Origin of the sequence: Micromonospora phytophila, from assembly GCF_023656545.1 — a bacterium.
GTDB lineage: Bacteria > Actinomycetota > Actinomycetes > Mycobacteriales > Micromonosporaceae > Micromonospora > Micromonospora phytophila.
This window is the reverse complement of record NZ_JAMOKF010000177.1, coordinates 1-11,354: the sequence shown is the minus strand read 5'-3', so window position 1 is coordinate 11,354 and position 11,354 is coordinate 1. Positions and strand designations below refer to the sequence as shown.

The following is an 11,354-nucleotide window of genomic DNA, read 5'->3' as shown; positions in this document are numbered from 1 at the left end:
GCCCCGCGCCACCCGTGCCGGGCCGGGCCCAACCGGCGGTACGACCGGCGACGGCCACCGCCGAGAGGTCCGGCGGCTGACCGGGTTCAGGCGAAGAGCGCCCGTCCCCAGTGGTCGCCGCCGTCGCGCACCCCGGGCGGGCAGGCGAAGAGGCCGCTGGAGACGTGTCGCAGGTACTCGTTCATCACGTCGTGCCGGGCCAGCTGGGTCTGCACCGGCACGAACTGCCGGCGCGGGTCCCGCTGGTAGGCGATGAAGAAGAGCCCGGCGTCGAGCCGGCCCAGGCCGTCCGAGCCGTCCACGAAGTTGTAGCCCCGGCGCAGCAGGCGGGCGCCGTCGTTCCGGCTGGGATGGGCCAGCCGCACGTGGGCGCGCTCGGCGATCAGCGGCTGGCCGTCCTCGCCCGTGGCGGCGAAGTCCGGCTCGTCGAACTCGCCGGTGCGGCCGATCGGCGCGCCGGCGCCCTTGGTCCGCCCGACGATCTCCTCCTGCTCCGCCAGGGAGGTCCGGTCCCAGGTCTCGACCAACATCCGGATCTTGCGGGTGACCAGGTACGACCCGCCGGTCATCCAGTCCGGCCCGTCGCCCGGCTGCACCCAGAGCTGCTCGCGGAGCAGTGCGGCGTCCTCGGCCTTGAGGTTGGCGGTGCCGTCCTTGAAGCCGAACAGGTTGCGCGGCGTGGCCTGGTCCCGCGACGTCGACGAGGTGCGGCCGAAGCCGAGCTGCGACCACCGGACGCTCACCACGCCCATGCCGATGCGGGCCAGGTTGCGGATGGCGTGCACGGCCACCTGCGGGTCGTTGGCGCAGGCCTGGACGCAGAGGTCCCCGCCGGAGAGCTCGGGGCGCAGCGCGTCGCCGGGGAAGCGGGGCAGCTCGGCCAGGGCGGCGGGCCGCCGGTCGGCGATGCCGAACCGGTCCCGCCCCTGCGCGTCGCGGAACAGGGTCGGGCCGAAGCCGACGGTGAGGGTCAGCTGCGACGGGGGCAGGCCGAGGGCCTCACCGGTGTCGTCTGGTGGGGCCTCCGGAACGCCGCCGACCGCGCCGATCACCCCGGCGTCGCGGCCGGCGGTCATCCGGGCGGCCGCGGCCGTCCACTCCTGGAGCAGCTCGACCAGCCGGGCGCGGTCCTTGGTGACCACGTCGAAGGCGACGAAGTGCAGGCGGTCCTGGGCGGGCGTGGTGATACCGGCCTGGTGTTCGCCGTGAAACGGCACCGCCCCGGCGGTGTCGCCGGCGCGGGCGGGCTCCGCCGCGCCCCGGAGCAGCGCGCCCGTCCCGGCGGCCACTCCGGCGACCCCGGCCACCCCGGCGCCGGCCAGGGCGACCACCCGCCGCCGGGACAGCCGCTTCGCGTTCTGCTCGGTCATCGACTCTTCGGCGGCGGTCATCGGGCGACGACCGCGGCCACCTTGCTGATCGGCTCGGCGAGGGCGTTGATGCCGTCCGACAGCTCCTTGAGCTCGGTCTTGTTCAACGCCGTGTGCAGCTTCCAGCCGTCGCCGTCACGGTGCTTGCCGAGCAGCGCCTCGACGTTGGCGAACTCGGTGTCCAGCTGGGTGACCAGTTCCGGGGAGCGCTGCTCCAGGGCGGGGCGGAGTGCGGCGACGGCGGCCTTCGAGCCCTCCAGGTTGGCGTTGAAGTCCCACAGGTCGGTGTGCGAGTAGCGGTCCTCCTCGCCGGTGATCTTGCCGCTGGCCACCTCGTCGAGGAGTTCCTTGGCGCCGTTGGCGAGCTGGAGCGGGGAGAGCTTCTCGGCGTTCGCCTTCGCCACGATCTCCTTGACGTCGGCGAGCAGGCGGTCGGCGATCGGGCCGTCGGCGCTGATGTTCCCGGTGGTCCAGAGGTCCTTCTCGATCCGGTGGAAGCCGGTGAACTCCATGCCCTCCTCGATGACCTCCTCCCGACCGTCGATCTTCGGGTCGAGGTCGCCGAAGATCTCCGCGACCGGCTCGATCCGCTCCCAATAGGTGCGGGCCACCGGGTAGAGCGCCTTGGCCTTCGCCACGTCGCCGGCCTTGACCGCGGCCACGAACTCCTCGGTCTTCGTCAGCAGCGCGGCGGTCTGGCTGCGCACGTAACGCTGGTAGTTCTCGGTGGCCCCGGCGAGCGCGGCGTCCTGGGTGAGCGGCGCGGCGGACCCGCTGACCTTCAGCGCGCCCCGGATGCCCTTGCCGATCATGCCCGGCTTGCACGCCGTCTCGTACGTCCCGGCGGGCAGCTCGACGCGCAGCTCACGGCTCAGTCCGGGGGCGATGTTCTCCACCTCGCCCATCACCCGGTCACCGGCGGCGTAGACGTAGAACTCGGTCACCTTGGCGCCGGAGTTGGTGACCGCGAAGGTCGCCGTGCCGGCGCTGAGGTCGGTGCGGCCGACCTCGCAGGCCGTGTCGCTGGCCTTGACCGTGATCGGGCCGGCGGCGCTGTCGTCCTGCTCCGCGCGGTCGCTGCAACCGGTCACGCCGGCGGTGGCGAGCACGCCGGCGGCGGCCAGCGCCAGGAAACAGGTGGTACGCATCAGAGCTGTTCTCCTCGTGGGACGGTCAGGCGCGCCGCGACGGCCCGTGAGTCGCGAACATCCATGCCCTACTTAGGGTTGCCTGCCATAACTTAGGGCAGGCATACCTTCCTCCTGACGTGGCGGGCTCGTCAAGTCCATCGCCGACGACGTCACTCCCCCGAGCGCGCACGCCGCGTCGCGACGGTCACCGGGGCCTCGACCGGCGGGTCGCTGTGGCAGGATCCGGCTCGCCCCTACCCCAGACAGGACCACCGTGGCCGACGACCTGTTCACCCCCACCATCGCGCCGGCGGCGTACGAGGTGCGACGTCCACCATGGCGCCCGCAGTCGCTGTTCTTCCCCGCCGTCCTCGGCGGCCCGACCGCGGTCACCGTGCTCGCCCTGGTCAACTCGGGCCGCCTGGGGCTGCCCCGGCGGGCCACGCTGACCGTGCTCGGCGCCGGGGTGGCCGGGCTGGTCGCCCGGGTGGTGGTCACCCTCTCGGCGGGCGCCGCCGGCACGGAACGCCCCGGCCGGTGGATCGGGGCGCTGGCCGGTGGGCTGGTCTGGCTGGCGGTCTCCGCCACTCAGAAGGGCCGGTACCGGGCGTACGAGCTGCGCGGCGGCGAGCCGGCGTCACTCTGGGGCCCGGGCATCGCCGCGGTGCTGGTGCTCGGCTTCGCCGAGGCCGCGCTGCTCCTCCTGCTGGCCGCCGCGTGAGCGCCCCCGACGCCCAGCTCTCCCGGGTCGCCCACCTGCTGGAGCTGAACCGGCCGGAGCAGGCCCTGGACGAGCTGGGGCGGCTCCCCGCCGGCGCGGCCACCGGCACCGCCGCGTTCCGGCTGCGGGCCGCCGCGCTGACCGAACTGGACCGCTGGGACGACGTCGTCGCCGTCGTACGGCAGGGGTTGGCCGAATGCGGCCCGGACGCCGAACTGCTCGGCCGGCTCGGTCTGGCGCTGCGCCACCGCCTGGAGTACGCCCCGGCCGAACGTGCGCTGCTCGACGCGCTGGCCATCGCGCCGCAGAGCCCCTGGCTGCTCTGCCAGTACGCCGACCTCTGCTGCGCCGTGGGCCAGACCGACAAGGCCGAACGCCTGGTCGCCCGGGCCGCGGCCCTGGCGCCGGACGCCCCGCCCGTCTTCTCCTCCCGCTTCCAGCTCGCGTACGCCCGGGGCGACGACCGGGCCGCCGAGCGGATCGCCCGGGAGTTCCTCGGGGCGTGGCCGAGCCACCCGGTGGCGCTCGCCCTGCACGGCGTCGCCGCCTCCCGGCGCGGTCGGGTCGGCACGGCCCACCGCGCCTTCGGTCAGGCGCTGGCGCACGACCCGACCGACGCCGACTACGCCGAGGCCGCCTGGGAGTCCCGGGTCCACGCCCACCCGCTGCTGCTGCCGCTGCGACCGCTCTACCGGCTGGGGACGTTCCGCACCTGGCTGCTCGCCGTCGGCGTCGTCGTGGTGCTCAACCTCGCCGGGCTGGATTTGCTCGCCGGCCTCTTCGGCCTGTGCTGGCTGGTCGTCTGCGTCTGGTCGTGGGTGGCCCCGTCGGTGGCGCGCCGGCTGGTGCTCGGCCGGTGGCGGTCGTGAGGGCCTTCGGGCCGTGGCTGGCCGTCCTCGCGGTGGTGCTGCTGCTCAGCGCGCTGCGGCTGCGCACGCTGGCCACCGTGGTCTCGCTGGCCTGGCTCGCCTGGTGCGTCTGGACCTGGATCCGCCCGGCCCGCCGCCGCTCCCACCCGGACTGACCCGCCGCCGCGCCCGTCCCGCTCGGGCCTGGTCGGTCCGGTGAGCCGACCCGCCCCGCCGACACCGTCGTCCGGCCCCGAACGTGCGCCGGGCCGGCCGCGTGCGCGGCCGGCCCGGTGGGAACGCGTCGGATCAGTAGCGGTAGTGCTCCGGCTTGAACGGGCCCTCCACGGAGATGCCGAGGTACGCGGCCTGCTCCTTGGTCAGGGTGCTCAGCTTGGCGCCGAGCGCGCCCAGGTGCAGCCGGGCGACCTTCTCGTCCAGGTGCTTCGGCAGCACGTAGACGCCGGTCGGGTACTCCTCGGTCTTGGTGAAGAGCTCGATCTGGGCGATCGTCTGGTTGGCGAACGAGTTCGACATCACGAAGCTCGGGTGCCCGGTGGCGTTGCCCAGGTTCAGCAGGCGACCCTCGGAGAGCACGATGACGGCGTGCCCGTCGGCGAAACGCCACAGGTCGACCTGCGGCTTGATGTTCAGCCGCTCGACGTCGGAGCGCTTGGCCAGGCCGGCCATGTCGATCTCGTTGTCGAAGTGGCCGATGTTGCCGACGATGGCCTGGTGCTTCATCCGGGCCATGTGCTCGTTGGTGATGACGTTGAAGCAGCCGGTGGCGGTGATGAAGATGTCCGCCTGCTCGACCACGTCGTCCAGGGTGGCGACCTGGTAGCCGTCCATCGCCGCCTGGAGCGCGCAGATCGGGTCGACCTCGGTCACCACGACCCGGGCGCCCTGGCCGCGCAGCGACTCGGCGCAGCCCTTGCCGACGTCGCCGTAGCCCATGACGACCGCCATCTTGCCGCCGATGAGCACGTCGGTGGCCCGGTTGATGCCGTCGATCAGCGAGTGCCGGCAACCGTACTTGTTGTCGAACTTGCTCTTGGTCACCGAGTCGTTGACGTTGATGGCCGGGAAGAGCAGGGTGCCGGCGCGGTGCATCTCGTAGAGGCGGTGCACGCCGGTGGTGGTCTCCTCGGTCACGCCCTTGATCCCGGCGGCGATCCGGGTCCAGCGCTGGCCGTCCTCGCCGAGCGAGCGGTGCAGCACTTCGAGGATGACCGCGTACTCCTCGGAGTCGGCGGACTCGACCGGCGGCACGACGCCGGCCTTCTCGAACTCGACGCCCTTGTGCACCAGCAGGGTGGCGTCGCCGCCGTCGTCGAGGATCATGTTCGGGCCGTGCCCGTCGGGCCAGGTGAGCACCTGCTCGGTGCACCACCAGTACTCCTGGAGGCTCTCGCCCTTCCACGCGTAGACCGGGACGCCCGCCGGGGACTCGGGGGTGCCGGTCGGGCCGACGACGATCGCGGCGGCGGCGTGGTCCTGGGTGGAGAAGATGTTGCAGGACGCCCAGCGGACCTGCGCGCCGAGCGCGACCAGGGTCTCGATCAGGACGGCGGTCTGGATGGTCATGTGCAGCGACCCGGTGACACGGGCGCCCGCGAGCGGCTGGGCGTCGGCGAACTCACGACGGATCGCCATCAGGCCGGGCATCTCGTGCTCGGCGAGCATGATCTCCTTGCGCCCGAACTCGGCGAGCGACAGATCCGCCACCTTGTAGTCGCCCTCGGCGAGGGTGCTCGGCCGGGCCTCGGACGGCGTGCCGCTGGCGGACGCCGGGAGGGTGCTGGTCATGGAAGCTCCTGTCGGACGATTGTGCTGCGCGACCTTCCACCTTACGCGCGCCCGCTGACGGCGCGCGGAGCGGTCGACGGCGGACAGCGCACGGGGCGGTCGGTCATGGACGGACTTTCCGTCCACCAGCCGGCCGCCCCGTGCATCCCCCCGGTTTGGTTCCCCGCGCGTTCTCGGACCGTCGTCGCGATAACGCTGCGCACTCATAGAGTCACACTCGGTCAACGCAGCGTCAAGCCATTCCGGGAAAGTCGGACTTGCCCCAGCCGACGGCGCCCCGGACTCAGTGCCCGCCGCGGACCGGGCTCAGCGCAGTCCGCAGCTCGCGACGTACGCCTCGCCCGCGCCGGAGACGCACAACGGCCCGGCGGCGGCGGTGCCGACCGCGGCCTGCCCCGGCGCGAGCGCCACCGCGCCGGTCCCGTCGTCGACCGAGAGCTCACCGCCGCGGCAGAGCACCACCCGGGGCCCGGGCACCGACAGCGTCACCTCCGGCAGCCCCCCGCCCACCGTCACCCGGTGCAGCGCGAAATCCTCCACCGGCACCGGCCACGTCGCCACCCCCGGCGCCACCTCCAGGGCGGGCACCACCGGGTCGATGAGCACCTCGAAGCGCAGCACCCGGAGCAACTCCTCCACGTCCACCCGCTTCGGGGTCAGCCCACCGCGCAGCACGTTGTCGCTGGCCGCCATGATCTCCACGCCGGTGCCCCGCAGGTAGGCGTGCAGGTTGCCCGCCGGCATCCAGATCGCCTCCCCGGGCGCCAGTCGCACCCGGTTGAGCAGCAGCGCCACCAGCACCCCCGGGTCGCCCGGATAGGCGGCGGCCAACTGGCGGACCAGCTCCGCGTCCGCCCCGTCGACCAGCGCCGACGCCACGGCCGCCACCAGCCCGTCACGCTCCGCCGCGGGCCAGCTCAGCAGCAGGCGTACGGCGTCGCGCAGCCCCGCCGGCCCGGTGCGCAACGCGGCCAGCACCGGCGCCAACGCCGGTACGCCGAACGCGGCGAGCACCTCCGCCGAGACCGCCGGGTCCCGGAAGCCGCAGAGCGCCTCCATCGGCGAGAGCGCGACCAGCAGCTCCGGCTTGTGGTACGGGTCGACGTAGTTACGGTGCCCGTCCGGACGTACGGCGTCGGCGGCGTGACCGGCCCGGGCCTGCTCGGCGTCCGGATGCGCCTGCAGGCTCAGCGGCGCGTCCGCGGCGAGCACCTTCAGCAGGAACGGCAACCGGGTGCCGAACCGGCCGAGCACCCGCTCGCCGAGCCAGTGTTCCGGCTCGGCGAGCAGCAGCTCGGTCAGGCTGACCCGGTCACCATCGCGGTCGACCGTCGCGGGACCGCCCGGGTGGGCGCCCAGCCACAGCTCGGCCTCCGGGCCGTCGCTCGGCACCGGACGCCCCTGCAACTCGGCGATCGCCGAGCGGGACCCCCAGGCGTAGTCCCTGATCGGCCCGTAGAGCAGCTCCACCGATCAGCTCCCGGGCCGCCCGGCGACCCCGCCCGGCTCGGATCCCGGCACGGCGGTGTGCGCGGCACTCCCGGTGCCCGCCTGCTCCGCGGCGGCGCTGTAGATGTCCGGCTCCAGGTAGATGACGCGGGCGGTGGGAACGGCGGCGCGGATCCGGGCCTCGACGGTGTTGATGCCGCGGGCCAGGTCCTCGGCGCTGTGGCGCGCCGACACGCCGATCTTCGCCGCGACCATCAGCTCTTCGGGGCCGAGGTAGAGCGTCTTCATGTGGATGATCCGCTCGACCTCGGAGCCCTCGGTGATCGCCTTCTCGATCGCGGCGACGTCGTGCGTCTCCGCACCCTCACCGAGCAGCAGGCTCTTGGTCTCGATCGCGAGGATGATCGCGATGACGACCAGCAGCACGCCGATCGCCGCCGTGCCGGCCGCGTCCCACTTGCCGTTGCCGGTGATCAGCGTCATGCCGACGCCGAGCAGCGCGAGGACCAGACCGACCAGCGCGCCCAGGTCCTCCAGCAGCACCACGGGCAGCTCGGGCGCCTTGGCCCGCCGGACGAACTTCACCCAGGACTGGTTGCCCCGGACCAGGTTGGACTCCACGATGGCGGTACGGAAGGAGAAGGTCTCCATCCCGATGGCCACCACCAGCACGGTCACCGGCACCCACTGCCACGCGGTGATGCCCTCCGGGTGCGACCACTTGTGGTACGCCTCGTAGAGCGCGAAGAGGCCACCGACGCTGAACAGCACGATCGACACGATGAACGCGTAGATGTAGCGCTCCCGGCCGTAGCCGAAGGGGTGCGTCGGGGTGGCTTCCCGCTTGGCCCGCTTGCCGCCGAGCAGCAGCAGTCCCTGGTTGCCCGAGTCGGCGACCGAGTGGATCGACTCGGCCAGCATCGACGACGAGCCGGTCAGCAGGAACGCGATGAACTTGGTGACGGCGATGCCGACGTTGGCCAGCAGGGCGGCGATGATCGCCTTCGTCCCGCCATTTGCGCTCACTGGTTCGACAGCTCCTTCATCTCGGTGATCGCCGGGACCGCCATCGGGTCCAGGCCGTGGGCGAGCGCGAGGTAGATCGAGGCGAAGTCCGGCACGGCGATCAGCGAGGCGAGCCGCTCCAGCGCGGAGCCGCCCTCGGCGGTCACCACGTCGCAGCGCACGCCCCGCCGCTCGGCGAGGGTCTGCACCGCCTCCGCGCGGCGCTCCTCGACCGCGACCGGCTCGTCGGTGTCCTCGTCGGCGTTCAGGCCGCCGTCGCGCAGCAGCACCAACCGCAGCCGGGTGCCGCTCGGCTCCTCCTCGTCGGGGTCGGCAAAGATGTCCCGCGCCCCCTCGACCAGGCCGCCGAAGACGCCGTCGAGCAGACCGACCCGACCCCGGCCGGCCTCGCCGAGCGCGCCGCTGACCACGGGATAGCGGGCGTTGGCCGACAGGGTGTCACCGAAGCGACGGGCCGCGACGGTGGCCAGCGGCGACGAGCCCCAGACGATCGGGACCGAGCCGGCCAGGCCCAGCGCGAGCGACTTCGCCGGGTTGACGAACGACTCCGCCGTCGGGCGGCAGCGGTCGGCGTCCGCGTCGAGCCGCGCCGCCGTCTCCGCCAGATCCGCCTCGTTGACCTTCACCAGCCCGAGCGTACGGGCGGCCAGCAGAACCGGCACGGTGAGCGCCCAAAGGCTGGCCCGGGCCGGGGCGCGCCGGGGCACCGGGATGAACGGCGCCCGGGCCCGCTCGGCCACGGACTGCAACTGCGAATCCGGTGCGCCCACGGCGACCAGCCGGGCGCCCCGCCGGTGCGCGGCCTCCGCGGCGCCCAGCGCCTCGGGGCTGCGACCGGAGGCGCTGACCGCGATCACCACGTCGGCGGCGCCCACCCAGCCGGGCACGCCGGCGCTGCGGTGCGGGATGACCGGCACCGGGCAGCGCGGCCCGGCGACCGTGGCCAGCACGTCCCCCGTACGTCCGGCGGTGCCGATGCCGGCGATGACGACCGCGCGCGGCCGTCCCTCGTCGGCGAGCACCTGAAGGTTGGCCTCGGCGGCCAAGGCGGCCGTCTCACGGACCTGCGCGCCGGCGGAGGCGGTGTGCCGCAGCATGCCGCCCGGGTCGTGCTCGGCGAGCGCGTCCGGGTTGTCGAGCAGGGCCTCGTCCGGGTCGCGACGGCCGCTGACCCCGGCCGTTCCGTCGATCATGACCGCTCCGTGGGGCCGCCGCGGGCCTCGTCCAGCAGCAGCACCGGCACGTCGTCGCGGACCTCGAAGATCCGGCCGCACTCGGTGCAGGTGAGCGTCTGCGCCTGCGCGTCGTAGTCCAGCGGGGCGTGGTGCGTGTCCGGGCAGGCGAGGATTTCCAGCAACTGCGGGTCCAGGGCCACGGCGCGGCTCCTTCCACGTATGCGGTGTCACCGGTCGGCGGTGCCGACCGGCGCAGGCGATCTTATCGGCGAACCCGGTCGAGCACCTCGTCGCGAAGCGAGGTCATCCGCTCCCGGTCCGGCGCCTCGACGTTGAGCCGCAGCAGCGGCTCGGTGTTGGAGGCACGCAGGTTGAACCAGGCGCCGTCCGGGAAGCGCAGGGTGAGCCCGTCCAGCTCGTCGGCCTCCGCCTCCGGGTACGCGGCCCGCACCTCGGCCACCTTCGCGGCCTGGTCGGCCACCGTGGAATTGATCTCACCCGAGGCGACGTACCGCTCGTACTCGCCGGCCAGCACGGACAGCGGCAGCGACTGCTCGCCCAGGGCGGCGAGGGTGTGCATGGCGGCGAGCATGCCGGTGTCGGCGAACCAGAAGTCCCGGAAGTAGTAGTGCGCCGAGTGCTCACCGCCGAAGATGGCGTTGGTCCGGGCCATCTCCGCCTTGATGAAGGAGTGCCCTACCCGGGCGACGACCGGCTCGCCACCGTGCTCACGGATGATCTCCGGCACCGCGCTGGAGGTGATCAGGTTGTGGATCACCGTCGAGCCGGGGTGCTTGGCCAGTTCGCGGGCCGCCACCAGGGCGGTGATCGCCGACGGCGAGACCGGCTCGCCGCGCTCGTCGATCACGAAGCAGCGGTCGGCGTCACCGTCGAAGGCCAGCCCGATCTCGGCGCCGTGCTCGATCACCGCGCGTTGCAGGTCGACCAGGTTGGCCGGATCCAGCGGGTTGGCCTCGTGGTTGGGGAAGGTGCCGTCCAGCTCGAAGTAGAGCGGCACGATCTCCAGCGGCAGCGCCGGCAGGGCGGCGTCGCCGAGCACGGTCGGCACGGTGTAGCCGCCCATGCCGTTGCCGGCGTCAACGACCACCTTCAGCGGACGGATGCCGGAGAGATCCACCAGCTTGCGCAGGTAGGCGGCGTAGTCGGGCAGCAGGTCACGCCGCTCGGCCGGCGAGGTCGGCTTCCCGGCCGGGCGGTCCGCGCCGGAGTCCAGCATGGCCTGCGCGCGGTCGCGGATGTCTGTCAGCCCGCTGTCCTGCCCGATCGGGCGGGCGCCGGAGCGGCACATCTTGATGCCGTTGTACTGAGCGGGATTGTGGCTGGCGGTGAACATCGCGCCGGGCAGGCCGAGCGAGCCCGAGGCGTAGTAGAGCATGTCGGTCGAGCCGAGCCCCAACTCGATCACCGAGCGCCCCTCGGCCCGTACGCCGGCGGCGAAGGCGGCGGCCAGGGCGGGACCGGTGGCACGCATGTCGTGCGCGACGAGCACCGCCTCGCCGGGCTCGCCGGCGGCGTTCAGCACCTGGGTGAAGGCCGCGCCCAGGGCCTCGGCGGCGCGCTCGTCCCACTGGTCCGGCACCGTCCCACGAACATCGTAGGCCTTCACGATCTGGGACAGATCAGACACCGGTCTCGCTCCTTGCGCCGCAGGTCGTCAACGCCCCCGAGCGTATCGGAGGGGCGCGGCGCGGCCCCGCTCAGCCAGGGAGCCGGGGCATGAACGCGGTGTGGTCGCCGCCGTCCGGGTCGGCCGGGGGCGGGGTGCCGGGCCGACCGGACGCGGGCGGCGCCGAACTCGGGGCGGC

The 11,354-nt window shown here is 73.4% G+C and carries 11 protein-coding genes; 3 read left to right on the top strand and 8 right to left on the bottom strand.

The features are described 5' to 3' along the window. Positions 1-86: 86 nt before the first annotated feature. Positions 87-1,391 carry an iron uptake transporter deferrochelatase/peroxidase subunit gene (gene efeB, locus NCC78_RS19870; RefSeq protein ID WP_250796194.1) on the bottom strand — a complete coding sequence of 435 codons (1,305 nt, stop codon included), beginning with the start codon at positions 1,389-1,391 and terminating at the stop codon, positions 87-89. Continuing rightward, positions 1,388-2,518 (bottom strand): iron uptake system protein EfeO, encoded by a 1,131-nt coding sequence (gene efeO, locus NCC78_RS19865; protein WP_250796193.1) that lies wholly within the window; start codon positions 2,516-2,518, stop codon positions 1,388-1,390. The genes efeB and efeO overlap by 4 nt, the downstream gene beginning before the upstream one ends. A 256-nt stretch (positions 2,519-2,774) precedes the next feature. Here efeO and NCC78_RS19860 point away from each other — a divergent pair, with 256 nt between their 5' ends. From NCC78_RS19860 to NCC78_RS19850, 3 genes are read left to right on the top strand one after another with little or no spacing between them, the layout of a single operon-like run. Continuing rightward, entirely contained in the window at positions 2,775-3,221 is a 447-nt protein-coding gene (locus NCC78_RS19860) for a hypothetical protein (protein ID WP_250796192.1), read from the top strand. After that, positions 3,218-4,090: a tetratricopeptide repeat protein gene (locus tag NCC78_RS19855; protein ID WP_250796191.1), complete on the top strand. Its 873-nt coding sequence runs from the start codon at positions 3,218-3,220 to the stop codon at positions 4,088-4,090. The genes NCC78_RS19860 and NCC78_RS19855 overlap by 4 nt, the downstream gene beginning before the upstream one ends. Then, entirely contained in the window at positions 4,087-4,245 is a 159-nt protein-coding gene (locus NCC78_RS19850; protein ID WP_250796190.1) for a hypothetical protein, read from the top strand. The genes NCC78_RS19855 and NCC78_RS19850 overlap by 4 nt, the downstream gene beginning before the upstream one ends. A 133-nt stretch (positions 4,246-4,378) precedes the next feature. Here NCC78_RS19850 and ahcY read toward each other — a convergent pair whose 3' ends face one another. The 6 genes from ahcY to NCC78_RS19820 form a co-directional block, all read right to left on the bottom strand. Then, positions 4,379-5,878: an adenosylhomocysteinase gene (gene ahcY / locus NCC78_RS19845; protein WP_250796189.1), complete on the bottom strand. Its 1,500-nt coding sequence runs from the start codon at positions 5,876-5,878 to the stop codon at positions 4,379-4,381. A 306-nt stretch (positions 5,879-6,184) separates the two neighbouring features. Then, positions 6,185-7,348: a mannose-6-phosphate isomerase, class I gene (gene manA / locus NCC78_RS19840; protein ID WP_250796188.1), complete on the bottom strand. Its 1,164-nt coding sequence runs from the start codon at positions 7,346-7,348 to the stop codon at positions 6,185-6,187. Positions 7,349-7,351: 3 nt separating this feature from the next. After that, positions 7,352-8,353: a cation diffusion facilitator family transporter gene (locus NCC78_RS19835; protein WP_250796186.1), complete on the bottom strand. Its 1,002-nt coding sequence runs from the start codon at positions 8,351-8,353 to the stop codon at positions 7,352-7,354. Continuing rightward, positions 8,350-9,546, bottom strand: a complete 1,197-nt coding sequence (locus NCC78_RS19830) for an SIS domain-containing protein (protein ID WP_250796185.1) — start codon at positions 9,544-9,546, stop codon at positions 8,350-8,352. The genes NCC78_RS19835 and NCC78_RS19830 overlap by 4 nt, the downstream gene beginning before the upstream one ends. Continuing rightward, positions 9,543-9,728 carry a Trm112 family protein gene (locus NCC78_RS19825; RefSeq protein ID WP_250796184.1) on the bottom strand — a complete coding sequence of 62 codons (186 nt, stop codon included), beginning with the start codon at positions 9,726-9,728 and terminating at the stop codon, positions 9,543-9,545. Before NCC78_RS19825 ends, NCC78_RS19830 begins: the two co-directional genes overlap by 4 nt. A 62-nt stretch (positions 9,729-9,790) precedes the next feature. Next, complete coding sequence (locus NCC78_RS19820; protein WP_250796183.1) at positions 9,791-11,176, bottom strand: phosphomannomutase/phosphoglucomutase; 1,386 nt, start codon at positions 11,174-11,176, stop codon at positions 9,791-9,793. Positions 11,177-11,354 lie beyond the last annotated feature (178 nt).

Bases quoted from the DNA above. Each gene is read 5' to 3' on its own strand.
- efeB (WP_250796194.1), bottom strand. From the start codon at position 1,391: ATGACCGCCGCCGAAGAGTCGATGACCGAGCAGAACGCGAAGCGGCTG.
- efeO (WP_250796193.1), bottom strand. From the start codon at position 2,518: ATGCGTACCACCTGTTTCCTGGCGCTGGCCGCCGCCGGCGTGCTCGCC.
- ahcY (WP_250796189.1), bottom strand. From the start codon at position 5,878: ATGACCAGCACCCTCCCGGCGTCCGCCAGCGGCACGCCGTCCGAGGCC.
- NCC78_RS19830 (WP_250796185.1), bottom strand. From the start codon at position 9,546: ATGATCGACGGAACGGCCGGGGTCAGCGGCCGTCGCGACCCGGACGAG.